Source organism: Pseudomonas sp. LBUM1671 (assembly GCF_059695685.1).
Genome location: NZ_CP166782.1, coordinates 1,735,214 through 1,760,982, shown reverse-complemented (window position 1 = coordinate 1,760,982; position 25,769 = coordinate 1,735,214). Strand labels below are relative to the sequence as shown.

Here is a 25,769-nt window from a genome sequence, read left to right as displayed (position 1 = left end):
AGCAATAGCAAAAGGCACAGGATACAGATTCACTGCATGTTGTGCCTTTACCCTCTGAGCGTTGTAATAAGCAGTAATCAATACTCAAGAAAACCTGCGACCTGATCACCTTCGTGAAAGCTAAATACTGAAATGGCTCCCGGAGACAAATCAACTCTAATAACAGGCAACAGATCCCCAGTAACGTTTAAATAGTCCTGCTGCATATACTTCGCACCCGCCACTCCAGCACCGCCACCTTGATGTTGCAGATAGAAAAATGCGTATAGCGGCAGTTGCGTGGGAATGTCTTGCGGCCATAGCGAAAGGATTATTTCATTATGATATGGGCGCTCTCCTGCTGGAGGCTCAAATTGGTCGCGCGCCTGAAGACTTATTGCAAACTGCTCGAGACTTGAAGTAAAACCACACTGGTGTTTATTTCTGTTTGAAAAATATCCACCCCCGGCAACCGACCTGTAATGTACTTTCCACTGTTCAAGCGTCGTCACTCCCTCGTCCGGGCAAGAGCGACTATTAGTCGGATAAGACCTATGAGCCCCACAACCACCTACACTCGCTCGATACCAGCTCGCAGCGTCTGTGGGAAAGGAACAGAGCAGACTTACTGGGTAAGTCCCCAATCGCTCGGCTGTAGCGAAATCCTTGAAAATAAATCCGTGAAGATCACCCCAGGCCAAGGTCGTTATTCCTAAATCCTTACGCAGGTAAGAAAACGGAACACCTGCCTTGTTGATCGCTGTAGGGCTGGGATTCCAGGAGTGATACGAAGGTTTCGCACCAGTGGTACGAACAATCACACCACTGCAATAATAAGCTGCCTTTCCATTACAGTTATTTGAAACATTGTTATATCTACCATTCAGCCGCTCAGCGACCAACTGCCCAAATCGCTGATCTTTCGCATCAAAACTGAAAATATCTTTGTTGGCGGCAGAAAGATTAATTTTCACAACAGGAACATACTGAGAGGTCTCGAGATAATATTCTCTCTGAAACTTCTGCGCATCCGCCAATTTGGCTGGCGTCGACGCGTCGTAGAACACCGCCTCTACTGGAAGTTTTTCAGGCTTGCTCTCATCCCACGTCTGAACCAGAACTTCAGTGGGTTTGGTTGTCCAGGCAGCATCCACGAGTTCGTGCGCCTCAAGACTGGCTTTGAATTGTGCCGCCACAACCGTGCTCAGCGAACACTGGTTCTTCGGCAACGAACTGTGTTCTGTGAAGTTTTTCAGCCAGGTCGTCGCAGTCGTGGCCGGAACAGCCAACTTCGCACAGTTGGCAAGGTCCGCGTTCAGTTGCCCAACCTTGGGTGCAAAACCGCATCCATGGTCTGCGCGCACATCCAGTGACTCAGTCGGAAAAGGAAAGATGCAGCGCAGGTTTAGCGCCTTACCATCTGCCAAGGCTGATGTCTGGTCCTTTAAGATGAAGCCACTTTTCCTATTACCGTTCAGCGTCGTACTTCCAACATCGGAGCGAATATACGTAAACGCTACCGATCCCAGTTTCGTAGCGGCCGAACCGTAATCCCAAAATTTGAAAAAGGTGCTGTAGTCGACGGCCCGAAGCAATACACCGGAACAATAATGGGCCGGCGTCCCATTCGAACACTGTGCAACGTGACTCGTGTACTTGTTGTTCAAATCAGTAACCAAGGCCTGCCCGGACATGGCTTGAACTTGTGTAACGCAACAAAACATTAAAACAATCAAAGTTCTCATTTGGACAGTTTCGCTTGAGATAGAAATTCACTTCAAGTCTCTACTGCCCCGAGCATGCAATTCTACTGTCAGAAATAACAGTACAGACGAACGGTACTCTGGATGATCTGGCGCTGCTCGATAATTTTTGTTCAAGCGATGGAAGGAGTTTTAATCAGCACCAAATGCAAAAAAGATCGCTGCCTTCGTCAACTCCTACATGGGTTTGCGTACACCCGTAGGAACTGCCGAAGGCTGCGATCTTTTGATTTCACTTGCAGCTTGAGGCTTCTAGTTGCTCTTATGCAGCTTGCGCATCAATTCCGCTTCAGCCTGGGTCAACCCGCAAGACTGAGTCAGTTCATCAACGGTAGCTCCCATCCCGACCAGGCGTGCCGCCTGTGCAAACGACAGGCTCGACGGATCACGCTGTTCAAGCTGCGCCAGTTTGTCCGGCAGGGGACCGACGACGGCGCGCAGTTCGTGCAGGTCTTCACCCATGCGCACGTTGCCGCTCTGATAGTCATCAACGCGCTTGGCCAGGTCCTTGATGCGCTGATCGCGCAGCGCATCACCCTGGGCCTGTTGCGCGGCAATTTGCCGTTGAGCGCGAATGTACGCCAGGAACATTGCCAGCGTACCTGCCCAGAAAAGGAACAGGACAATGACCGCTACCTCAAGAATCAATCAGATGTTCTCCAGGTCCGACCATTCTTCTTCGCTCATCATCTTGTCCAGTTCGACCAGGATCAGCAGTTCGTTGTTCTTGTTGCACACGCCTTGAATGAACTTGGCGGACTCTTCGTTACCGACGTTTGGCGCGGTTTCGATTTCTGACTGACGCAGGTAAACCACTTCGGCCACGCTGTCGACCATGATCCCGACCACTTGCTTGTCGGCTTCGATGATGACGATACGGGTGTTGTCGCTGATCTCGGCATTCATCAGGCCGAAGCGCTGACGGGTGTCGATCACGGTGACCACGTTACCGCGCAGGTTGATGATGCCCAGCACGTAGCTCGGAGCACCCGGAACCGGGGCGATTTCGGTGTAGCGCAGGACTTCCTGAACGCGCATCACGTTGATGCCGTAGGTTTCATTATCCAGTTTGAAGGTTACCCATTGCAGGATCGGATCTTCGGAACCTTTTGCATTCGTCGCTTGACTACTCATACCCTGACCCCTCGAAAAACCGCTTCTGGCGGCGTGTGTTCTGTGTGGCGGCATTCAACAATGCCGTCGCATGATTGTTATGTCGGCTGTTATGTCGATTTGTGTAGCGGCTTGCTGCCGCCCATGTGCTTTGCCCCGCCGCTGGCGATCAACTCGGCCAATGCGGAGACGTCCAGCAATGCACACATGTGCTCAATCACCGTGCCGGCGAGCCATGGCCGCTGACCTCGGTGACTTCTCCATTTGATTTCATTCGGGTCCAAGCGCAACGAGCGGCTGACCTGATGCACCGCCAGCCCCCACTCGTAGCCCTGAACCGAAATAACGTATTGCAGGCCCTGGCGGAAATCATCGCGGTAGCGGTCGGGCATGACCCAGCGCGCGGTATCCAGGACTTTCAGGTTGCCGGCCTGACTCGGCAGGATCCCGAGGAACCATTCCGGCTGACCGAACAGCGGCGTCAGCTCGTGCCCCGCCAGCGAGTAAATCGAGCCCAGACACACCAGCGGCACCGCCAGGGTCAACCCGGCGACATCGAACAGCAGGCATTCGAACGGCTCGGCGGCCCACGCCGGACGACCGTCGGTTTCCACCGGTGGCGGCGTGTTGCTCGGTGGCAGATGGACTTCGACCAACGGCGGCACGAGGGTTTGCAGCAACGGTGCGAGGGTCGAGACCGGGGCCAGGATCGGTGCCGGCGCTTCTTCGATCACCACCGGGGCTTTTGCGACCGGCGCAAGCACTGGCGCTTCGACAGGCGCGGCAGCCACAACGGACTTCTGCGCATCACGCGCCTGCTCTTCAAGCACTGCTGCCTGGAACTCGTCCAGTGCCGCTTCAACCTCGACCGTTTCAACGACCTCAATGACTTCAGCCACCGCTTCGACTTCCAGCGGCAACTCTTCAGTTGCCTCCATCAGCAAGCTGTCCAGATAAGACTGGAGCGCCAGTTGCGGACGCGAGGTGATTTTCACCGGCCGATTCATCTCAGGCCACCTGCGGGACAAGTTGTGCCGCCAGCAAATGCTTGAGCAGTGCGCGGTACGCGAGCACCCCACGGCTCTTGCCGTCGAATTGCGAAGGCGTCAGCCCGGCCCGGCTCGCATCCCGCAGACGCGTGTCGATCGGGATGTAGCCCTGCCAGATTTCTTCCGGGTATTTGTCGCGCAGCACGCGAAGGGTCCCGAGGGATGCCTGGGTGCGGCGGTCGAACAGGGTCGGAATGATGGTGAACGGCAACGCCACTTTGCGTGAGCGGTTGATCATCGCCAAGGTGTTGACCATGCGCTCCAGTCCTTTGACGGCCAGGTGCTCGGTCTGCACCGGGATCACCAGTTGCTGGCTTGCCGCCAAGGCATTGACCATCAGCACGCCGAGCAACGGTGGGCTGTCGATGACCGCGTAATCGAAGTCCTGCCACAGTTGCGCCAGGCTCTTGGCGATCACCAGGCCCAGGCCACTCTGGCCCGGCGACTGACGTTCAAGCGTTGCCAGAGCGGTGCTCGACGGCAACAACGAAATGCGTTCGTCACTGGTCGGCAACAGCAATTGACCAGGCAAGCCCTGCGGCACGCTGCCCTTGTGCAGGAACAGGTCGTAGCTGCTGTGTTCCAGGCTGTCGGGGTCGTAGCCGAAGTAGCTGGTCATCGAGCCGTGCGGGTCGAGATCGACCACGACCACGCGCTTGCCCGCCTCGGCCAGTAACCCGGCTAAAGCGATAGAGGAAGTGGTTTTACCAACACCACCCTTTTGATTGGCAACGGCCCAGACTCTCATTCGGATTGTTCCACTCGGTCGACAAGGTGGACCGAGAAATAGCTCAACGTGTTGATGCAGGTGACGGAGAATTGACGGCGCTCTCTCGTACCGGCGACTTGACCGGGGTCGGTGCAGTTTGTGTGCCAGCACGCTTCAACGCCGCATCCGGTTGCGCATGGGCGGTCCCGGTGCCGGTGAGGCTGCGGCGTACATCGAGATTTCGAGACACGACCAGTACGACGCGACGGTTGCGTGCCCGGCCCTCGGCAGTGGCGTTGTTGGCTACTGGCTGGAATTCGCCGTAACCCACTGATGCCAGGCGGCCAGGGTTCACACCCTGCATCGCCAGCATGCGCACGATGCTCGCCGACCTGGCCGAGGACAGTTCCCAGTTGGTCGGGTATTGCGCGGTGCGGATCGGTTGATCGTCGGTAAAGCCTTCGACGTGAATCGGGTTGTCGAACGGTTTCAGAATGCCGGCAACCTTGTCGATGATGCTGAACGCCATGTCGCTGGGCATGGCGTCGCCGCTGCCGAACAACAGGCTGGAGTTGAGTTCGATCTCGACCCACAACTCGTTGCCGCGCACGGTCATCTGGTTGGACTTGATCAAGTCGCCAAACGCCGCACTGATGTCATCGGCGATGCTTTTCAGCGGATCGCTGGCACCGGAAACACCGGCATCGACCTGCTCACTGTCCTTGACCAGCGGCTTGGCCGGGGTCACGGTCTGCGGCCGTTCTTCACCAATCGGAATCGGCTTGAGCGAGCGATCGGCATCCGTAAAGACCCCGATCAACGCCTGCGAGATGACCTTGTACTTGCCCTCGTTGATCGAAGAAATCGAATACATGACCACGAAGAATGCGAACAGCAACGTGATGAAGTCGGCATAGGAAACGAGCCAGCGTTCATGGTTTACATGTTCTTCAGGTTGCCGACGACGAGCCATGATCCATATCCCCCATCAATCCATGAAGCCCTGAAGCTTCAACTCAATAGAGCGAGGGTTTTCACCTTCGGCGATCGACAGGATCCCTTCCAGCAACATTTCGCGATAACGCGACTGGCGCAAGGCAACGGACTTGAGCTTGGCGGCAACCGGCAGCAACACCAGGTTGGCACTGGCCACGCCGTAGATGGTGGCGACGAAGGCGACGGCGATGCCGCTGCCCAGTTGCGACGGATCGGCCAGGTTGCCCATGACATGGATCAGGCCCATTACCGCACCGATGATGCCGATGGTCGGCGCGTAACCGCCCATGCTTTCAAAAACTTTGGCCGCTTCGATGTCGCGGGATTCCTGGGTGTAGAAATCCACTTCCAGAATGCTGCGAATCGCTTCCGGCTCAGCGCCGTCCACCAGCAGTTGCAGACCTTTGCGCGAATAACTGTCAGGTTCGGCATCGGCCACCCCTTCCAGACCGAGCAGCCCTTCCTTGCGCGCGGTCAGGCTCCAGTTGACGACGCGGTCGATACCGCCGGCCAGGTCAACGCGCGGCGGAAACAGAATCCAGCCAACGATTTGCATGGCACGCTTGAAAGCGCTCATCGGCGATTGCAGCAACGCCGCGCCGACGGTCCCACCGATTACGATCAGTGCCGCCGGGCCGTTGGCCAATGCGCCGAGGTGACCGCCTTCAAGGTAATTGCCGCCAATGATGGCGACAAACGCCATGATGATCCCGATAAGGCTTAAAACATCCATCAGATACAGGCCTCGACCAAGTGTCTGCCAATATCGTCCAGGCCGTAGATCGCGTCGGCGAGGTCTGCTTTGACGATCGCCATCGGCATGCCGTAGATCACGCAGCTGGCTTCATCCTGTGCCCAAATCGCACTGCCGCCCTGCTTGAGCAGGCGCGCGCCTTCACGACCGTCGGCGCCCATGCCGGTCAGTACGACCGCCAGAACTTTGTCGCCGTAGGACTTGGCGGCGGAACCGAAGGTAATGTCCACGCACGGTTTGTAGTTCAGACGCTCGTCGCCCGGCAGGATTTTCACCGCGCCACGGCCATCGATCATCATTTGCTTGCCACCCGGCGCCAGCAGCGCCAGGCCCGGACGCAGGATGTCGCCATCCTCGGCTTCCTTGACGCTGATGCGGCAAAGCTTGTCCAGCCGTTCGGCGAAAGCCTTGGTGAAGGCGGCCGGCATGTGCTGGATCAGCACGATCGGGGCCGGGAAGTTGGCCGGCAACTGGGTCAACACCCGCTGCAAGGCAACCGGGCCGCCCGTGGACGTGCCGATGGCCACCAGTTTGTAGGCTTTGCGTTTTGGCGCGGGCGACGACGGGCCCGACGATGCCGGGGCGTAGCTACGCGCCGGAATCGGTGCCGCTGCCGGACGCGCAGGCGTGCTGCTGCCGTAACTGCTGACGCTCGAAGGCGCAGGCGTCGGGGCTGGCGCGGCGACAGGAGCCGGTGCGCTGTAGGTGTTGGCACGACGGTTACTGCGCGAGATGCTGAGAATCTTCTCGCACAGCAGTTGCTTGACCTTCTCCGGGTTACGGGAGATGTCTTCGAAATTCTTCGGCAGGAAATCCACCGCGCCAGCGTCCAGCGCGTCGAGGGTTACCCGAGCGCCTTCGTGCGTCAGCGAGGAGAACATCAATACCGGGGTCGGGCAGCGCTGCATGATGTGCCGCACCGCCGTGATGCCATCCATCATCGGCATCTCGTAGTCCATGGTGATCACGTCTGGCTTGAGGGCCAGCGCCTGATCGATCGCCTCTTTTCCGTTGGTCGCCGTACCGACGACCTGGATATTCGGATCCGCTGAAAGAATTTCCGAGACGCGGCGGCGGAAAAACCCCGAATCGTCCACCACCAGGACTTTGACTACCATAAACACTCCGTTAGGACGGAGCGAGGCTCAGTCGCCCCGCTCCACCAGAATCAAATACGCCGTGCGGCGTAACGCTTGAGCATGCTCGGTACATCGAGAATCAGCGCAATGCGACCGTCACCGGTGATGGTGGCGCCCGACATGCCCGGGGTTCCCTGGAGCATTTTGCCCAATGGCTTGATGACCACTTCTTCCTGGCCCACCAGTTGGTCGACGACGAAGCCGATCCGCTGAGTGCCCACCGAAAGGATCACCACGTGGCCCTCGCGCTGCTCTTCGTGAGCGGCGGAGCTGACCAGCCAGCGCTTGAGGTAGAACAATGGCAGTGCCTTGTCCCGCACGATCACCACTTCCTGGCCGTCCACCACGTTGGTGCGCGACAGGTCGAGGTGGAAGATCTCGTTGACGTTCACCAGCGGGAACGCGAACGCCTGGTTGCCGAGCATGACCATCAGCGTCGGCATGATCGCCAGGGTCAACGGGACCTTGATGACGATCTTCGAGCCCTTGCCCTTGGTCGAATAGATATTGATGGTGCCGTTGAGCTGGGCGATTTTGGTTTTCACCACGTCCATGCCCACGCCGCGTCCGGAGACATCGGAAATTTCGGTCTTGGTCGAGAAACCCGGCGCGAAGATCAGGTTGAAGCAATCGGACTCGCTGAGGCGATCGGCTGCATCCTTGTCCATCAAGCCTTTCTTCACGGCGATGCCGCGCAGAACGTCAGCGTCCATGCCTTTGCCGTCATCGGAGATGGACAGCAGGATGTGGTCGCCTTCCTGCTCAGCGGACAGGATCACCTTGCCGCTGCGAGGCTTGCCCATCGCTTCGCGTTCGGCCGGCTCTTCAATACCGTGGTCGACCGAGTTGCGCACCAAGTGGACCAGCGGGTCGGCCAGGGCCTCGACGAGGTTCTTGTCGAGGTCGGTTTCTTCGCCGACCAGCTCCAGGTTGATCTCTTTCTTGAGCTGGCGAGCCAGGTCGCGAACCAGACGCGGGAAGCGCCCGAAGACTTTCTTGATCGGTTGCATCCGGGTCTTCATGACCGCGGTCTGCAGGTCGGCCGTGACCACGTCTAGGTTCGACACGGCCTTGGACATGGCTTCGTCGCCGCTGTTGAGGCCCAGACGGACCAGGCGGTTACGCACCAGAACCAGTTCGCCGACCATGTTCATGATTTCGTCGAGACGCGCGGTATCAACCCGCACGGTGGTCTCGGCTTCACTGGCCGGTTTTTCCGGTGGTGGCGCGGACGGTGCACGGGCTGGAGCCGGTGCAGCGGCAGCCGCTGGCTTCGGCGCTTCGGCTTTCGGCTCGGGCGCCTTGGCAACCGGTTTCGGCGCCGCAGCCTTGGCGGCTGGAGCAGCGACTGCTGCACCTGTGCCGACTTCGGTGAACTTGCCTTTGCCGTGCAATTCGTCGAGCAGCGACTCGAACTCGTGATCGGAGATCAGATCGCCACCAGCCGCTTTAGCGGTTGGCGCAGCCGGCGCAGGTACGGCGGCAATGGCCGATTCCAGCGCATCCACCGCAAAGTTGCCCTTGCCGTGCAGTTGATCGAGCAATGCTTCGAATTCGTCGTCGGTGATGTCAGAGCTGTCGCCTGCCGCTTTCGGGGCAGCCGGTGCAGCGGGCGCTGCCACTGCGTCGACAGCGAACTGGCCTTTGCCGTGCAGTTGATCGAGCAACGACTCGAACTCGGCATCGGTGATTTCGTCGCTGGCCGCAGAATCCGCAGCAGCCACTGGAGCAGCTGCCGGTGCTTCGGCTTGAGCCTTGACGGCGTTCAGCGAGTCCAGCAGTTGTTCGAATTCGTTATCGGTGATGTCGCCCGACTCTTCAGCGGCCGGTGCTTCGACCACTTCAGCCACCGGTGCAGCTTCATCAGCCGTTTGCGGCTCGGCCAGACGGGCCAGTGCCGCGAGCAATTCAGGCGTGGCAGCCGTGATCGGGCTGCGTTCGCGCACTTCGGTGAACATGCTGTTCACCGCGTCCAGCGCTTCGAGAACCACGTCCATCAGTTCCGAGTCGACGCGACGTTCACCCTTGCGCAGGATGTCGAACACGTTCTCGGCGATGTGACAGCACTCCACCAGCTCGTTGAGCTGGAGGAAGCCGGCGCCCCCTTTTACAGTGTGAAAACCGCGAAAAATTGCATTGAGCAAATCCGCATCATCCGGTCGGCTTTCCAGCTCGACCAGCTGTTCGGACAGTTGCTCTAGAATCTCGCCGGCCTCAACCAGGAAATCCTGAAGGATCTCTTCATCGGCGCCGAAGCTCATTAAGGGGGTGCTCCTGAGGTCTAAAAACCTAAAAAACCTAAAATGCTAAAACTCTAAAATCCTAGGCTGGATAACAAATCGTCCACATCGTCCTGACCGGACACAACGTCTTCTCTTTTATCGGCATGAATCTGCGGACCTTCACCCTGAGAGAGATGTTTTTGCGGATCTTTTTCAGCGAGCATCGCATCACGGTCATGTTCGATACCCGCAAAGCGGTCTACCTGGCTGGCCATGAGCACGAGCTTGAGCAAGTTGCTTTCAACTTCGGTGACCAATTGGGTTACGCGTTTGATCACTTGACCGGTGAGGTCCTGGTAATCCTGGGCCAGCAGAATGTCATTGAGGTTGCTCGACACCGTGCGATTGTCTTCGCTGCTGCGTGTCAGGAAACCGTCGACCCGCCGAGCCAGTTCGCGGAACTCTTCGGCTCCGACTTCGCGACGCATGAACCGACCCCAATCCGTGCTCAACGCCTGGGCTTCTTCGCTCAGGCTGTTGACCAGCGGCGTGGCGTTCTCCACCAGGTCCATGGTGCGGTTGGCGGCAGCCTCGGTCAGCTTGACCACATACCCCAGGCGCTCGGTGGCGTCCGTGATCTGCGACACTTCCTCGGCTTGCGGCATGTTCGGGTCAATCTGGAAATTGACGATCGCGCTATGCAGCTCGCGAGTGAGCTTGCCCACTTCCTGATACAGGCCGCGGTCACGGGTCTGATTGAGCTCATGGATCAGTTGCACGGCGTCGCCGAACCTGCCTTTTTCAAGGCTTTCGACCAGTTCGACCGCGTGTTTTTTCAGGGTCGATTCAAAATCGCCCAATGAAGATTCTTTATGCTCCATAGCTCCCCCGTGGCGCAGTGGATCAACCGATGCGTTCGAAAATCTTCTCGATTTTTTCTTTCAACGCCTGGGCCGTGAAGGGTTTGACCACATAGCCGTTAACACCGGCCTGGGCCGCTTCGATGATCTGCTCGCGCTTGGCTTCTGCAGTCACCATCAGCACTGGCAGGTGCTTGAGCTTTTCATCGGCGCGTACGTGACGCAGCAGATCGATACCGGTCATGCCAGGCATGTTCCAGTCCGTTACCAGAAAGTCGATGCTCCCGCTGTTGAGAACCGGAATGGCGGTAGTGCCATCGTCAGCCTCGACCGTGTTGGTGAACCCAAGGTCACGCAACAGGTTTTTTATGATCCGCCGCATCGTTGAGAAGTCATCAACGATGAGGATTTTCATGTTCTTGTCCAATTCGACCTCCAAGCAGTCTTAAACGCGCCCAGCACCTGGACGCGCCATTTCAATCAATCCGGCAATGCATTCGATGACTGTCTGGAGCACAACAGATCGCGACCGGTGCAGTTCAACACCCCACCGGCCTCGTTCGCAGTGTCCCCACACTGCCTTCAGCGCGCTCGCCACTCCCCCAAACGCCCCCGCAAACGGGCCGCGCACTGGCTATGTAACTGGCTGACCCGCGATTCGCTGACCCCCAGGACCTCACCGATTTCCTTGAGGTTCAGCTCTTCGTCGTAGTACAGCGCCAACACCAGTCGCTCACGCTCCGGCAAATTGGCAATCGCGTCCGCCAGCGCTGCCTGGAAGCGTTCATCTTCCAGATCGCGTGACGGCTCCAGATGTGCACTCGCGCCATCCTCGTGCAGCCCTTCGTGTTCGCCGTCCTGCAACAGATCGTCGAAACTGAATAACCGGCTGCCCAGGGTGTCGTTCAAAATCCCGTAATAATCATCGAGACTCAATTGGAGTTCGGCCGCAACCTCATGATCTTTAGCGTCACGACCGGTTTTAGCTTCAATCGAGCGAATTGCGTCGCTGACCATCCGGGTATTGCGGTGGACCGAACGTGGCGCCCAGTCCCCCTTGCGTACTTCATCGAGCATCGCGCCACGGATTCGAATGCCCGCGTACGTCTCGAAACTCGCGCCTTTGCTGGCGTCATATTTGGTCGATACTTCAAGCAGGCCAATCATCCCGGCCTGGATCAGGTCTTCAACCTGAACACTGGCCGGCAGACGGGCCAGCAAGTGGTAAGCAATGCGTTTGACCAGTGGCGCGTAACGCTCGATCAGCTCGTACTGCGCATCACGTGCCGACTTCTTGTAGAGGTTGTAGCCACTGGCTGTCATAGGACGGGTCCTGCGGTCTGTTGCACGAGGCGCTCGACGAAAAACTCCAGGTGCCCACGCGGGTTGGCAGGTAACGGCCAGGTGTCGACCTTCTGCGCGATTGCCTTGAACGCCAGGGCGCACTTGGAACGCGGGAAGGCTTCGTAGACGGCGCGCTGCTTCTGCACAGCCTTGCGCACGCTTTCGTCGTAAGGCACCGCGCCAACGTATTGTAGGGCGACGTCGAGGAAGCGGTCCGTGACCTTGGTCAACTTGGCGAACAGGTTGCGACCTTCCTGCGGGCTCTGGGCCATGTTGGCCAGGACGCGGAAGCGGTTCATGCCGTAGTCGCGGTTCAGCAGTTTGATCAACGCGTAGGCATCCGTGATCGAAGTCGGCTCGTCGCAGACCACCAGCAAAACTTCTTGCGCGGCGCGAACGAAACTGACTACCGAGTCACCAATGCCCGCAGCGGTGTCGATCACCAAGACGTCGAGGTTGTCGCCGATATCGCTGAAGGCCTGGATCAGGCCGGCGTGTTGGGCCGGGCTCAAATGAACCATGCTCTGCGTGCCGGACGCGGCCGGGACGATGCGGATACCGCCGGGGCCTTGCAACAGCACGTCGCGCAGCTCACAGCGGCCTTCGATCACGTCGGCCAGGGTACGTTTGGGTGTCAGCCCCAGCAGGACGTCGACGTTCGCCAGCCCCAGATCGGCGTCCAGCAGCATGACGCGCCGGCCGAGCTCAGCTAGAGCCAGGGACAAGTTCACTGACACGTTAGTCTTCCCGACGCCACCTTTGCCGCCGGTCACCGCGATCACCTGTACGGGATGCATGCTGCCCATGTTATTTCTTTACCTTGTCTTGCATAGACGGAGGCCACATTACTGGCTGCGCGTTCATCAACTGAACAATGCATGGCAGACCATCGATGTAGGTACAAAAACTGTTCATTAGTACCTCAGCCAACCTGCTTGGTCGGGCTGTGGTAAATATCAGCGAACATGTCAGCCATGGCTTCTTCGCTGGGTTCTTCCTGCATTTGCACGCTTACGGCGCGACTGACCAACTGATGACGACGCGGCAGATGCAAATCATCCGGAATACGCGGGCCATCGGTCAGGTAAGCCACCGGCAATTCATGACTGATCGCCAGGCTCAACACCTCGCCCAGACTTGCCGTTTCATCCAGTTTAGTCAGGATGCAGCCAGCTAGCCCGCAGCGCTTGTAACTGTGATAAGCGGCCGTTAGAACCTGTTTCTGGCTGGTGGTTGCGAGAACCAGATAATTTTTTGACTTGATGCCACGTCCAGCCAGGCTTTCGAGCTGCATGCGCAGGGCCGGATCACTGGCCTGAAGGCCCGCGGTATCGATCAGCACCACGCGTTTGCGCAACAAGGGATCCAGCGCCTGCACCAGCGATTGGCCCGGATCGACGTGAGTGACCGACACGTTGAGAATCCGGCCCAGGGTCTTCAATTGTTCCTGAGCACCGATACGGTAGCTGTCCATGCTCACCAGCGCGATGTTTTGCGCGCCGTATTTGAGCACGTAGCGGGCCGCGAGCTTGGCCAGGGTGGTGGTCTTGCCCATGCCGGCCGGGCCGACCATGGCAATCACGCCGCCCTCTTCCAGTGGCTCGACTTCCGGCGTGGCAATCATCCGCGCCAGGTGCGCCAGCAACATGCGCCAGGCCTGACGGGGCTCGTCAATGTCGGCAATCATCGCCAGCAAGTCGCGAGACAACGGGCCGGACAGGCCGATGCGTTGCAGGCGACGCCAGAGATTGGCCTGGGCCGGACGGCTGCCTTGCAGCTGATTCCAGGCCAGGGAGCCGAGTTGCACTTCCATCAGCTCGCGCAGGCTGTTGAGCTCGAAACGCATCGAATCGAAAGCCCGTGGGTCCACGCCGCCAGCAGCGGGTGCCGGGGCTGGAGCGGAACGACGAGGTTCGGCGTAGGTCGGTTCGATCAGCGGCTCGGCGGCGGTCAATGGCAGGCCGGCGAACAACTGGCGATTGGTGGTCTTGTCGCCTTCGGTCTCGCCTTCGCCACGCAGGCTCAATTCGGCCTGGGCGGTGACGATCCGCGACTGGGTCTTGCGCAGCTCATCCTCGAGTTCCATGTTCGGAACACGCGGGGCCAGCGCCGACAATTTGTAATCCAGGGCAGCCGTCAGCTCGACACCACCGGCGATCCGGCGATTGCCAATAATGGCGGCATCAGCGCCCAGCTCATCACGAACCAGTTTCATGGCCTGACGCATATCGGCGGCGAAAAAACGCTTAACTTGCATAAACCACTACCTCAGCCGTTGGGCCCTACTGTCGCAACGATGGTCACTTGCTTGTTGTCAGGTATTTCCTGATAAGCCAACACATGCAAACCCGGGACTGCCAGTCGGCCGAATCGCGAAAGCATCGCGCGAACCGGACCGGCCACCAGCAGAATCACCGGTTGACCTTGCATTTCCTGACGCTGCGCCGCATCGATCAACGAACGCTGCAGCTTTTCAGCCATGCTTGGCTCCAGCAGAACGCCCTCTTCCGAGCCTTGTCCTGCCTTCTGAAGACTATTGAGCAATATTTGTTCCAACCTTGGCTCCAGCGTGATAACTGGTAGCTCGGAGTCAGTGCCTACAATGCTTTGGACGATTGCGCGGGAAACGCCGACGCGCACCGCAGCCACCAAAGCGGCAGTATCTTGACTCTTGGCCGCATTGTTGGCGATGGCCTCGGCGATGCTGCGAATATCCCGCACGGGCACCTGTTCGGCCAACAACGCTTGAAGCACTTTGAGCAGCTGCGAGAGCGAAACCACCCCCGGCACCAGCTCTTCGGCCAGCTTCGGTGAGCTTTTGGCCAGCAATTGCATGAGTTGTTGGACTTCTTCGTGACCGATCAACTCGCTGGAGTGCTTGTACAGAATCTGGTTCAAGTGCGTCGCCACGACCGTGCTGGCATCCACGACGGTGTAACCAAGCGATTGTGCCTGGGCACGCTGGCTGATTTCGATCCACACCGCTTCCAGGCCAAAAGCCGGATCTTTGGCGGTTATGCCGTTGAGCGTGCCGTAGACTTGCCCCGGGTTGATCGCCAGTTCGCGATCCGGGTAAATCTCGGCTTCGGCCAGGATCACGCCCATCAGGGTCAGGCGGTAAGCACTCGGCGCCAGGTCGAGGTTGTCACGAATATGCACAGTCGGCATCAGGAAGCCCAGGTCCTGGGACAGCTTCTTGCGCACGCCCTTGATCCGCGCCAGCAACTGACCACCCTGGTTGCGATCCACCAGCGGAATCAGGCGATAGCCGACTTCCAGGCCGATCATGTCGATCGGCGTCACATCGTCCCAGCCCAGCTCCTTGGTTTCCATGGCACGGGCCGGCGATGGCAGCAGCTCTTGCTGACGCTTGACCTCTTGCAGGGCCTGAACCTTGACCACGTTCTGCTTCTTCCAGAACAGGTACGCACCACCGGCCGCCAACGCGGCCATGGACAGAAAGGAGAAGTGCGGCATGCCGGGCACCAGGCCCATCACCGCCATCAAACCGGCCGCCACGGCCAACGCTTTGGGCGAGGCGAACATCTGGCGATTGATTTGCTTGCCCATGTCTTCCGAACCGGACGCACGGGTCACCATGATCGCTGCAGCGGTCGATAACAGCAGTGATGGCAATTGCGCCACCAAACCGTCACCGATGGTCAGCAAGGCGTACACCCGGCCGGCGTCGCCAAAGGTCATGCCGTGCTGGAAGATACCGACCGCCATGCCGCCGATCAGGTTGATGAACAGAATCAGCAAACCGGCGATGGCGTCACCGCGCACGAATTTGCTGGCACCGTCCATTGAGCCGTAGAACTCGGCTTCCTGGGCCACTTCCACCCGGCGCAGTTTGGCCTGGTTCTGGTCGATCAGGCCGGCGTTCAAATCGGCGTCGATCGCCATTTGTTTACCGGGCATCGCATCGAGGGTGAAACGCGCGCTCACCTCGGAAATCCGCCCGGCACCCTTGGTCACCACGACGAAGTTGATGATCATCAAGATCGCGAAGACCACGATACCAACCACGTAGTTACCGCCGATCACCACCTCGCCGAAGGCCTGGATTACCTTACCGGCGGAAGCGTGACCGTCCTGTCCGTGAAGCATCACCACCCGGGTGGATGCCACGTTCAGCGCCAGTCGCAACAGCGTCGCCACCAGCAGAATGGTCGGGAACACTGCGAAATCCAGCGGCCGCAAGGCGTAGACGCAAACCAGCAGGACGACGATCGACAACGCGATGTTGAACGTGAAAAACACGTCCAGCAGGAACGGCGGGATCGGCAACATCATCATTGCCAGCATGACCAGCAGCAACAACGGCACACCCAGGTTGCCCCGACTCAAGTCGGCAACGTTTGTGCGGGCAGTGTTGAATAACTGAGAGCGATCCACCGGTTTTCCCCGTTTCTTTAAAGCAAACTTTTGACGCCCAAACCAGGCGCAAGGCGGCTATTGCAAGAAACCTTCCAACTTTTGCAGGCGCTTGAAATAGAGGGGGTCTAAGGGAAATCGCAGTGGCTGATCCAGCGCTTTCGCGAGCAAGCCCGCTCCCACATTTAACCGCGCGCGCTCAGAGAAATGCGGTCGAATGTGGGAGCGGGCTTGCTCGCGAAGAGGCCATCAGCGACAGCGCAAAACTCAGGAATCGCGGCGCAGATCCGGTGGAATCGGCAGATTATCCTTGAGCGGATCCGGGCGCTTGCCCTTGCCCGCGCGGTACTGGCGGATCTGGTAGACGTAGGCCAATACCTGGGCAACCGCCAGATACAACCCACCAGGGATTTCCTGCTCCAGCTCCGTGGAGTAGTAGATCGAACGCGCCAGGGCCGGCGATTCGAGCAGCAGCACATTGTTGGCCACGGCGATTTCACGAATCTTCAAGGCGAGAAAGTCATTACCCTTGGCCAACAGCACCGGCGCACTGCCCTTGTCCGGGTCGTACTTGAGGGCGACAGCGTAGTGCGTCGGGTTGGTGATGACCACGTCGGCCTCGGGAATGGCCGCCATCATCCTCCGCTGGGACATCTCGCGCTGCAACTGGCGAATGCGCTGTTTGACCTCCGGACGCCCTTCCTGATCCTTGTGTTCGTCGCGCACTTCCTGCTTGGTCATCAGCAGTTTCTTGTGGCTTTCCCACAGCTGCACCGGCACGTCGACGGCGGCGATGATGATCAGCCCGCAGGCCATCCACAAGGTGCTCCAGCCGACCACTTGCAGGCTGTGAATGATCGCCATGTCCAACGGTTCGTGGGCAATGCGCATCAGATCGTCGATGTCGGAAGACAACACCGCCAGCGCCACGAACAGCACGATGAAAAACTTCGCCAACGCCTTGAGCAGTTCGACCAGCGCCTTGGCCGAGAACATTCGCTTGAGCCCCGCGCCGGGGTTCATGCGACTGAATTTCGGCGCCATGGAGCCCGCTGCAAACAGCCAGCCACCGAGGGAAATTGGGCCGATCAGCGCAGCCAGTAACAAAGTGATCATTACCGGTTGAATCGACAGCAGGGCGATCTGCCCCGAGTGCAAGAGGAAGGTGCCCATGTTGCGCTGATCCAGAATCACTTCACGCGACAGCGTGAAGTTCATCCGCATCAACTCCATCAGGTCCTGGGCCAACGCGCCGCCGAAAATCAGCAGCGCACCGGCGCCGGCAAGCATGACCGCCAGGGTGTTGAGTTCCTTGGAGCGCGCAATCTCGCCCTTGTCCCGGGAGTCCTTTTTACGTTTCTCCGTGGGGTCTTCTGTTTTGTCCTGACCGCTTTCGCTCTCAGCCATGACTCAGCGCGCCCGTGCCAGTTCGCGTAACAACTGCAAGGCCTCGGAGGCCAGCGGTTGATACTGATTGATGATGTCCGCCAGACCGACCCAGACGATGAACAGCCCGAGCACCAGGGTCAGCGGGAAGCCGATGGAAAAGATGTTCAGCTGCGGCGCGGCCCGGGTCATCACGCCAAACGCAATGTTGACCACCAGCAACGCCGTGATCGCCGGCAGCACCAGCAATAACGCAGCACCGAGGACCCAGCCCAGCTTGCCGGCCAGTTCCCAGAAATGATTGACCATCAAGCCACTGCCTACCGGCATCGTGGTGAAGCTTTCGGTCAGGACTTCGAAGACCACCAGGTGGCCATTCATGGACAGGAACAACAGCGTCACCAGCATGGTGAAGAACTGCCCGATCACCGCCACTGAGACGCCGTTGGTGGGGTCGACCATCGACGCGAAGCCCATCCCCATCTGAATGGAGACGATCTGCCCCGCCACCACGAACGCCTGAAAAAACAACTGCAAGGAAAAGCCCAGCAGCGCGCCGATGAGGATCTGCTCGGCGATCAGCAACAGCGCACTCAAATCCAGCGCATTGATCGGCGGCATCGGCGGCAGGCCCGGCGCAATCACCACTGTGAACGCCAGGGCGAAGTACAGGCGCACGCGAGTGGGCACCAGGGACGTGCCAAAGACCGGCATGACCATCAGCAACGCGCCAATGCGAAACAGCGGCAACATGAACGTCGCGACCCAGGTACTGATCTGGGTATCGGTCAGTTGCAGCAGCGTCGGCATGGTTTAGCCGATGACCTGAGGAATGCTGCCGTAAAGCTGCAGGATATATTCCATGAACGTCTGCACCATCCACGGGCCGGCGACGATCAGCGTCACCAACATCACCAGCAAGCGCGGCAGGAAACTCAGGGTCTGTTCGTTGATTTGCGTGGCGGCCTGGAACATCGCCACCAGCAGGCCCACCAGCAGGCTCGGAATCACCAGCACCGCAACCATCATCGTGGTCAGCCACAGCGCTTCGCGGAAGATGTCTACCGCCACTTCCGGCGTCATGGCGACACACCACCGAAGCTGCTCGCCAGGGTACCGATAATCAACGCCCAGCCATCCACCAGCACGAACAACATGATCTTGAACGGCAGGGAAATGATCAGCGGCGAGAGCATCATCATACCCATGGCCATCAGCACGCTGGCCACGACCAGGTCGATGATCAGGAACGGAATGAAGATCATGAAGCCGATCTGGAACGCGGTTTTCAGCTCAGACGTCACGAAGGCCGGCACCAGAATGGTCAACGGCGCCTGATCCGGCGAGGCTATGTCAGTGCGCTTGGACAGGCGCATGAACAGCTCGAGATCGCTGCTGCGCGTCTGCGCCAGCATGAAGTCCTTGATCGGCACCTGGGCCTTGGCCACAGCATCCTGAGCGGTGAGCTTTTCCGCCAGGTATGGCTGCAAGGCGTCCTGATTCACGCGGTCGAATACCGGCGCCATGATGAACAGAGTCAGGAACAGGGCCATGCCGGTAAGGATCTGGTTCGACGGCGTCTGCTGCAGGCCCAGGGCCTGGCGCAGGATCGAAAAGACGATGATGATCCGGGTGAAACTGGTCATCAACATGACAAACGCCGGGATGAAACTCAGCGCCGTCATGATCAGCAGGATTTGCAGGCTGACCGAATATTCCTGAGCGCCATTGGCGTTGGTGCCCAGCGTGATCGCCGGGATCGACAACGGATCGGCGGCGAACGCCAGCGGCGCGACCAGTATCAGGGCCAGCGTCAAGACGATGCGTAACGCACCCATTACTTCTTATCCTTCTGATCCTTGCCGAGCATCTTCAACAGATGCTGGGCAAACTCCGGAGTCGCGCTCTTGGTGGTGGTCGGCACGTCAATCGGCTCTTTAAGCACATGCAGCGCAGTGATCGTGCCAGGGCTCAGGCCAAGCAGGATTTGCTCGTTGCCGACCTGCACCAGCATCAAACGATCGCGCGGCCCCAAGGCACGGGAGCCGACAATCTCGATCACCTGCCCTTTACCGGCCGGCCCGGCCTGCTGGACCCGGCGCAGCAGCCAGGCGAGGAAGAAGATCAACCCCAGCACCAGCAGCAAGCCGAACACCAACTGCGTCAATTGCCCGGCCACACCGCTACTGGTCGCCGGTGCAGCAGCGACCGTTGCAACCGTGGCCACGGGTTCGGCTGCCAGAACACTGAACGGCAACGCAAGCAGAAGCCCCAGAACCTTTTTCACTTAGCGCAGCTTCTTGATACGTTCGCTAGGGCTGATCACGTCGGTCAGGCGGATGCCGAACTTCTCGTTGACCACGACCACTTCGCCGTGGGCGATCAGGGTGCCGTTGACCAGCACGTCCAGCGGCTCACCGGCCAGGCGATCGAGCTCGATCACCGAACCCTGGTTGAGTTGCAGCAGGTTGCGGATGTTGATGTCGGTGCTACCCACTTCCATGGAAATCGACACCGGGATGTCGAGAATCACATCGAGGTTCGGACCGTCGAGGGTGACCGGATCGTGGTTCTTCGGCACGCTGCCGAACTCTTCCATCGGCAGACGGTTGGACGGAGAACTGGCGGCGTCGGCAGCCAGCAAGGCGTCGATATCGTCCTGGCCGGCATCACCGGTTTCTTCCAGGGCGGCAGCCCATTCGTCAGCCAGTGCCTGGTCGTCCTGGGCGTTCATATCGTCGTTCATCATGTGTCCTCGGCGGGCAACTGCTCAATCAAGAGCAGCCAATTAATAGGGGGTTGGAGCGCCGGTCAGCGGCGCTCGATCGGCTCGATCACTTGCAACGCGAGGTTGCCTTTGTGCGAGCCCATCTTGACCTTGAAGGCCGGCACGCCGTTGGCGCGCATGATCATTTCTTCGGGCATCTCGACCGGGATTACGTCCCCCGGTTGCATGTGCAGGATGTCGCGCAAGCGCAACTGGCGACGGGCAACCGTGGCACCGATCGGCACGTCGACGTCGAGCACGTCTTGGCGCAGGGCGTTGACCCAACGCTCGTCCTGGTCGTCCAGGTCCGACTGGAAGCCGGCGTCGAGCATTTCGCGCACCGGCTCGATCATCGAGTACGGCATGGTCACGTGCAGGTCGCCGCCACCACCATCGAGTTCGATGTGGAACGTCGACACCACCACCGCTTCGCTCGGGCCGACGATGTTGGCCATGGCCGGGTTCACTTCCGAGTTGATGTACTCGAAGTTCACTTCCATGATCGCCTGCCAGGCTTCCTTCAAATCGACGAAGGCCTGCTCCAGCACCATGCGCACCACGCGCAACTCGGTGGGGGTGAATTCACGCCCCTCGATCTTGGCGTGACGGCCGTCGCCGCCGAAGAAGTTGTCCACCAGCTTGAACACCAGTTTGGCGTCGAGGATGAACAACGCGGTGCCGCGCAACGGCTTGATCTTGACCAGGTTGAGGCTGGTCGGCACGTACAGCGAGTGCACGTATTCGCCGAACTTCATCACCTGCACACCACCGACGGCAACGTCCGCCGAGCGGCGCAGCATGTTGAACATGCTGATGCGGGTGTAGCGGGCGAAACGCTCGTTGATCATTTCCAGGGTCGGCATGCGTCCGCGGACGATGCGATCCTGGCTGGTCAGGTCGTAGCTTTTTACGCTGCCGGGTTCGGCGGCGGTATCGGTCTGTACCAGACCATCGTCGACGCCATGCAACAGCGCGTCGATCTCATCCTGGGACAGCAGGTCCTGCACGGCCATGTCGTGTTCCTACTGCAGTACGAAATTAGTGAAAAGCAGCTGTTCGATAACCACTTTGCCGAGTTCTTTCTGCGCCACTTCCTGGACGCTGGCCGTGGCCTTCTGACGCAACATCTCCTGGCCGACCGGGGTCGCCAGCGTGGCGAAATCCTGGCCGGAGAACAGCATGACCAGGTTATTGCGGATCACCGGCATGTGCACTTTGAGCGCTTCCAGATCAGCCTGATTGCGCCCCAGCATGGTGATGCTCACCTGCATGTAACGCTGGCGACCGCTCACGTTGTAGTTGGCCACGAAAGCCGGGGCCATGGGCTCGAAAATCGCGGGCTGCTTGCCGACGACAGCAGTTTCAGCGGCGGCAGGTTTGCTCTGGGCGCTGTGCATGAAGAACCAGGTCGCCCCCACAGACATGCCGATCGCCAGCAGCAGGGCCACCACGATCACAATGATCAGCTTGATCTTGCCTTTGGTTGCGGGGTCTTTTACTACTGCGTCGCTCTTCGCCATGCCAATAATCCGTCACTATTCTAGTTTTCACAGTCGCACGGCAAGGCAAGAGCAAGTGTTATGCCAGAAGTGTCGGGAGGGAGTTGAGCGGGGAGTTGCGGCACACCACAACCCCCTGTGGGAGCGAGCCTGCTCGCGATGAGGCCATAACATTCAACATATGCATTGACTGTTACACCGCTATCGCGAGCAGGCTCGCTCCCAGAGTGGGTATTGCGTTGGATCAGGCGTAATAGTCGACGGCGCTGGAGCCGATCACGCTGGTCGCGGTGGCCGCCACTTCAGTGACGGTCGGTGCAACCTCGTCATCCATGCCATCGAGGCGTCCGCCGCTGGCATTGGTCCGACCGCCCTGCCCCTGTTGAGCCTGATCCTGGCCCTGCCCTTGCCAGCCACGAGACTGGTCGGACACGTTGACGTCCACCTGGCCCATGCCCTGTTGCGTGAACATGTCACGCAGGCGATGGATCTGGCTGTCCAGCGCTTCGCGTACGCTTGGATGGGCGCTCATGAAGGTGACCTGGGTTTGCTGGTCCGGAACCATGTTGACCCGGATATCGAGACGCCCCAGTTCCGCCGGTTGCAACTGAATGTCGGCTGCCTTGAGGTTGGCACTGGAAAGGTACATGACGCGGTTGACCACTTCCTCGGTCCAGCCGCTCTGATGCATGGCAATCGGCTGGTTCACCGGCAAGGCATTGGCGGTTTTCGGAGTGGCCGCCTGAGTCAGTGCCGCCAGACGGTTGGCGAAGTCATCGACTCGGGTATCGCTGCTGGCAGACGTCAAATCCTTGAGGCCGCTATCGATCAGACCGCTGAAAGCCTTCTCGCCGCCCTGGCTGGTGCTGTCCTTGTCGGCTTGCACGTCGAGCATGCTGGCCATGCCGGCGGCAAAGTTCTGCGCCGCCGTCAGCTCACCGTCAGCCTGGGTTTGGGCAGGTGTGGCTTTTGGCTGGGCCTGGCTGCTGGCGGACACATGACCGCTCTGCTCCATGGCCATGCGCACGGCCGGCAGCGCGTCGAGCGGATCAGCCTCAGGATCGAAATCGCTATCGGTGACAGGCGCCGCTTGCACGGTCGCGGCAACGACGGCTGCGGCAACTGGCGCTTCAGCCTGTGGCGGTGCGGGCGTGACGACTGGCGCAGCGGTTGGTACGACCGGCACGGTCACCAACGGCTGCACTGCCTGCATCAACGCAGTATCAAGGGCGGGATCGAGGCTCGGATCAACAGGCGTCGCATCAACCACCGGCGTTTCAGTGGTCTCGGCCTGATCGTCGCTGGCCGTTACGTCATCGGTCGGCGCCGGTTTATCGGCGGGCAAGGAATTGCCGCTATCGGCAACCACCGGCTCCGGAGCGGCAGGCTTGTCACTGCTCACATCCGGTTTGCCGGTGCCCTGCGGGGCATTATCGGCAGCAGATTTAGTCGGTTTATCAGCGACCGCAGAAGGCTTGTTCCGGGCTTGATTGGCGTAAACATCAGCGAAGCTGGACGCCTTGCCCCCTGGCTCAGAGCCTGGCGCCGGGGTATTGGCGGAGGCGACTTGAGTCTTGGCCGTTGCGACGGCCTGCAGAAGCGAATTGGGGGTAACGGGCATAAAACGGTCTCCGCTGCACTGGGATCGTAGGTACAGTTGAGCGAGATAGCTGCAAAGGTCGAGCCAGATTGGTTCGACAGCGGCCAAAAGCGCCGGACGGTCGCGTTACTCAGCGATAGAGCGCTGTTTCTCAGCCTCATACAGCGGGCGGACAATGGCAAATTCACCATCGATTTCACCGACAAGCGCTTCGATACCCGTGAGGCTCTTTTCCTTGGCGCGACGTTCCAGCTCACTGCACAACTCTGCCAAGCGAACGGCGCCCATGTTGCTGCTGCTGCCCTTGAAACTGTGGGCGGCATTCATGAGTTGCGCTGCATCTTCTGCCTTTCGCAACACGCGCAAACGCTCTTCGGAGTCGGAGATGAAGGTATCCAGCAACATCGGATACTCACCCTCCATGACTTCCTGCAACGCGCTCAGCACGTCGCGGTCCAGATGTGTGTCAGCCACTTGCTCACTCCTTGATCAAGAATGGGTGAATTATGCCAGAGGCTCCCAGAAAAACTCCACGCGAGCACTACGACCATCGTCGGACCAGCTCGCGCTACGGCTCAATTGGCGGATCAGACTGACGCCGCGTCCCGACAGACGGCCACCGTCAACGGGACGCTCCATCACCCGCGCCACATCAAAGCCTTTGCCGCTGTCTTCGACCCGCACAATCAGGCTCCCGCCCTTGCCGGTCGGCACGACCTGCAAATGCACCCGCACATAGCCGTCGCTTAACGCCTCCAGCCGCTCACCGCGCGCTCGATAATAGCGCGCGAACCCCGAGGCATCGCGTTTGAGGCTTGAATCCAGCCCGAGCACGCCGTGCTCAAGGGCATTGGAATAAAGCTCTGCCAACACGCTGTAGAGCGCGCCACTCTGAGCTCGCAGACCGTGGACCTCAAGCAACAATTGCAAAAGGTACGGCAGCGGATTGAAACGCTTGAGGGTCGCGGCACGAAATTCGAAACTCACCGACCAGTCCAGCGGACAGGACTGACCACTGTCGGAATACACCGGCGCCGGTGGAATCAGTTGCGCAGCCTCCAGCAGACTGACCTCGACCATGCTCACGTCATCGCGAGCCTCGCCACGAAAGTCCAGCAACGCTTGCTCGATTTCCTCGAACAGCGCGTCTGGATGACGATTGGCCGAAAACACCCGCTGCAGCCGCTCCACACCAAACAACTGTTCGTTGGCATCGCAGGTATCGATGACCCCGTCGGACAGCAGGAACACCCGATCGCCGACGGCCATCGGATACACTTCGGTGCGGTCATTGAAGGTTTGCGGGCTCAGCACACCCAGGGGCAAGTGCCGCGCCGGCAGCGGCGTGCGCTCCCCCGTGGCGATACTGTGCAAGTAACCGTCCGGCATCCCGCCGTTCCAGACTTCCACCGAGCGCCGCTGAAAGCTCAGACTCAGCAAGGTGGCGCAGCAGAACATGTCCACCGGCAGGATGCGTTTGAGCTTGGCATTCATCTCGCGCAAGGTTTCGGCCAGGCCGTAGCCCTTGGCGGTCATGCCGTAAAAGACTTCAGCCAGGGGCATGGCGCCCACGGCGGCCGGCAAACCGTGACCGGTGAAATCCCCCAGCAGCACGTGCATGTCGCCGGCCGGGGTGAACGCTGCGAGCAGCAGATCGCCGTTGAACAACGCATACGGCGATTGCAGGTAGCGGATGTTCGGCGCACTCAGGCAGCCCGAATGCGCCACCTTGTCAAACACGGCCTTGGCCACCCGCTGCTCGTTGAGCAAGTAGTCGTGATGTTTGGCGATCAGGTCACGCTGCTGCAGCACCGTGGCCTGTAACCGGCGCAAGCGGTCCATGGCCTTGATCTTGGCGGCGAGGATCACCTGGTTGTAGGGCTTCGCCAGAAAGTCATCGCCACCGGCCTCCAGACATCGGGCCAGGGCCTCGCTTTCGGTCAGCGAGGTCAGGAAGATGATCGGCACCAAGGTTTCCCCGGCCAGCGCCTTGATCTGCTGTGCCGCCTCGAACCCGTCCATCACCGGCATCATGGCGTCCATCAGCACCAGGTGCGGCCGCTGCTCGCGAAACGCTTCGACCGCTTCGGCACCGTTGGCGGCCGTGAGCACCTGGTGGCCCTGGCGGCGGACGATGCTCGACAGCAGCATGCGATCGGCCGCGCTGTCTTCGGCGATGAGGATCGTCAGCGGTTCAAGCGACGGCTGCATG

The 25,769-nt window shown here is 59.5% G+C and carries 26 protein-coding genes; all 26 read right to left on the bottom strand.

The genetic code is table 11. The features are described from left to right. Positions 1–77: 77 nt before the first annotated feature. Complete coding sequence (locus tag ACA060_RS07940) at positions 78–1,724, bottom strand: hypothetical protein (RefSeq protein ID WP_497316466.1); 1,647 nt, start codon at positions 1,722–1,724, stop codon at positions 78–80. Between the two features lie 270 nt (positions 1,725–1,994). Further along, on the bottom strand, positions 1,995–2,390 hold the full coding sequence (locus tag ACA060_RS07935) for a DUF2802 domain-containing protein (protein ID WP_497316464.1): 396 nt from the start codon (positions 2,388–2,390) through the stop codon (positions 1,995–1,997). Beyond that, positions 2,391–2,876, bottom strand: coding sequence for a chemotaxis protein CheW (locus tag ACA060_RS07930; RefSeq protein WP_010456928.1), 486 nt, complete (start codon positions 2,874–2,876; stop codon positions 2,391–2,393). Positions 2,877–2,965: 89 nt separating this feature from the next. After that, positions 2,966–3,862, bottom strand: a complete 897-nt coding sequence (locus tag ACA060_RS07925; protein ID WP_497316462.1) for a CheW domain-containing protein — start codon at positions 3,860–3,862, stop codon at positions 2,966–2,968. 1 nt (position 3,863) lies between these two features. Continuing rightward, positions 3,864–4,652: a ParA family protein gene (locus ACA060_RS07920; RefSeq protein WP_109628602.1), complete on the bottom strand. Its 789-nt coding sequence runs from the start codon at positions 4,650–4,652 to the stop codon at positions 3,864–3,866. A 43-nt stretch (positions 4,653–4,695) separates the two neighbouring features. Then, on the bottom strand, positions 4,696–5,589 hold the full coding sequence (gene motD / locus ACA060_RS07915; protein ID WP_497318199.1) for a flagellar motor protein MotD: 894 nt from the start codon (positions 5,587–5,589) through the stop codon (positions 4,696–4,698). Between the two features lie 12 nt (positions 5,590–5,601). Next, positions 5,602–6,342 carry a flagellar motor protein gene (locus ACA060_RS07910; protein WP_109628600.1) on the bottom strand — a complete coding sequence of 247 codons (741 nt, stop codon included), beginning with the start codon at positions 6,340–6,342 and terminating at the stop codon, positions 5,602–5,604. Further along, positions 6,342–7,481: a protein-glutamate methylesterase/protein-glutamine glutaminase gene (locus ACA060_RS07905; protein WP_497316459.1), complete on the bottom strand. Its 1,140-nt coding sequence runs from the start codon at positions 7,479–7,481 to the stop codon at positions 6,342–6,344. The genes ACA060_RS07910 and ACA060_RS07905 overlap by 1 nt, the downstream gene beginning before the upstream one ends. A 50-nt stretch (positions 7,482–7,531) precedes the next feature. Further along, positions 7,532–9,763 (bottom strand): chemotaxis protein CheA, encoded by a 2,232-nt coding sequence (locus tag ACA060_RS07900; RefSeq protein WP_497316457.1) that lies wholly within the window; start codon positions 9,761–9,763, stop codon positions 7,532–7,534. A 53-nt stretch (positions 9,764–9,816) separates the two neighbouring features. Beyond that, on the bottom strand, positions 9,817–10,605 hold the full coding sequence (locus tag ACA060_RS07895; protein ID WP_403099478.1) for a protein phosphatase CheZ: 789 nt from the start codon (positions 10,603–10,605) through the stop codon (positions 9,817–9,819). A 22-nt stretch (positions 10,606–10,627) separates the two neighbouring features. Further along, a complete protein-coding gene (locus ACA060_RS07890; protein WP_003183998.1) occupies positions 10,628–10,999 on the bottom strand; it encodes a chemotaxis response regulator CheY in 372 nt (123 codons plus the stop codon). 167 nt (positions 11,000–11,166) lie between these two features. Continuing rightward, the gene (gene fliA, locus ACA060_RS07885; protein WP_007894214.1) at positions 11,167–11,907 is read right to left on the bottom strand and encodes an RNA polymerase sigma factor FliA; all 741 of its coding nucleotides are present in this window, start codon (positions 11,905–11,907) and stop codon (positions 11,167–11,169) included. Then, positions 11,904–12,734 (bottom strand): flagellar synthesis regulator FleN, encoded by an 831-nt coding sequence (gene fleN, locus ACA060_RS07880; protein ID WP_003222917.1) that lies wholly within the window; start codon positions 12,732–12,734, stop codon positions 11,904–11,906. The genes fliA and fleN overlap by 4 nt, the downstream gene beginning before the upstream one ends. A gap of 116 nt (positions 12,735–12,850) precedes the next feature. Beyond that, entirely contained in the window at positions 12,851–14,185 is a 1,335-nt protein-coding gene (flhF, locus tag ACA060_RS07875; RefSeq protein WP_497309217.1) for a flagellar biosynthesis GTPase FlhF, read from the bottom strand. An 11-nt stretch (positions 14,186–14,196) separates the two neighbouring features. Then, positions 14,197–16,326 carry a flagellar biosynthesis protein FlhA gene (gene flhA / locus ACA060_RS07870; protein ID WP_109628595.1) on the bottom strand — a complete coding sequence of 710 codons (2,130 nt, stop codon included), beginning with the start codon at positions 16,324–16,326 and terminating at the stop codon, positions 14,197–14,199. A gap of 246 nt (positions 16,327–16,572) precedes the next feature. Beyond that, positions 16,573–17,712 (bottom strand): flagellar biosynthesis protein FlhB, encoded by a 1,140-nt coding sequence (flhB, locus tag ACA060_RS07865; RefSeq protein WP_497316455.1) that lies wholly within the window; start codon positions 17,710–17,712, stop codon positions 16,573–16,575. Between the two features lie 3 nt (positions 17,713–17,715). After that, positions 17,716–18,501, bottom strand: a complete 786-nt coding sequence (gene fliR, locus ACA060_RS07860) for a flagellar biosynthetic protein FliR (protein ID WP_497316453.1) — start codon at positions 18,499–18,501, stop codon at positions 17,716–17,718. 3 nt (positions 18,502–18,504) lie between these two features. Next, the gene (fliQ, locus tag ACA060_RS07855; RefSeq protein WP_219095676.1) at positions 18,505–18,774 is read right to left on the bottom strand and encodes a flagellar biosynthesis protein FliQ; all 270 of its coding nucleotides are present in this window, start codon (positions 18,772–18,774) and stop codon (positions 18,505–18,507) included. Continuing rightward, positions 18,771–19,529: a flagellar type III secretion system pore protein FliP gene (gene fliP / locus ACA060_RS07850; RefSeq protein ID WP_497316451.1), complete on the bottom strand. Its 759-nt coding sequence runs from the start codon at positions 19,527–19,529 to the stop codon at positions 18,771–18,773. Before fliP ends, fliQ begins: the two co-directional genes overlap by 4 nt. Beyond that, positions 19,529–19,978 (bottom strand): flagellar biosynthetic protein FliO, encoded by a 450-nt coding sequence (gene fliO, locus ACA060_RS07845; protein ID WP_497316449.1) that lies wholly within the window; start codon positions 19,976–19,978, stop codon positions 19,529–19,531. Before fliO ends, fliP begins: the two co-directional genes overlap by 1 nt. Then, entirely contained in the window at positions 19,979–20,437 is a 459-nt protein-coding gene (gene fliN / locus ACA060_RS07840; protein ID WP_109628591.1) for a flagellar motor switch protein FliN, read from the bottom strand. Positions 20,438–20,502: 65 nt separating this feature from the next. Further along, the gene (gene fliM / locus ACA060_RS07835; protein ID WP_109628590.1) at positions 20,503–21,471 is read right to left on the bottom strand and encodes a flagellar motor switch protein FliM; all 969 of its coding nucleotides are present in this window, start codon (positions 21,469–21,471) and stop codon (positions 20,503–20,505) included. Between the two features lie 9 nt (positions 21,472–21,480). Further along, positions 21,481–21,978 (bottom strand): flagellar basal body-associated protein FliL, encoded by a 498-nt coding sequence (fliL, locus tag ACA060_RS07830; protein ID WP_109628589.1) that lies wholly within the window; start codon positions 21,976–21,978, stop codon positions 21,481–21,483. 223 nt (positions 21,979–22,201) lie between these two features. Then, complete coding sequence (locus tag ACA060_RS07825) at positions 22,202–23,578, bottom strand: flagellar hook-length control protein FliK (RefSeq protein ID WP_497316446.1); 1,377 nt, start codon at positions 23,576–23,578, stop codon at positions 22,202–22,204. A 105-nt stretch (positions 23,579–23,683) separates the two neighbouring features. Then, a complete protein-coding gene (locus ACA060_RS07820) occupies positions 23,684–24,031 on the bottom strand; it encodes an Hpt domain-containing protein (protein WP_497316444.1) in 348 nt (115 codons plus the stop codon). A gap of 30 nt (positions 24,032–24,061) precedes the next feature. Beyond that, a complete protein-coding gene (locus tag ACA060_RS07815) occupies positions 24,062–25,768 on the bottom strand; it encodes an ATP-binding SpoIIE family protein phosphatase (protein ID WP_497318197.1) in 1,707 nt (568 codons plus the stop codon). Position 25,769 lies beyond the last annotated feature (1 nt).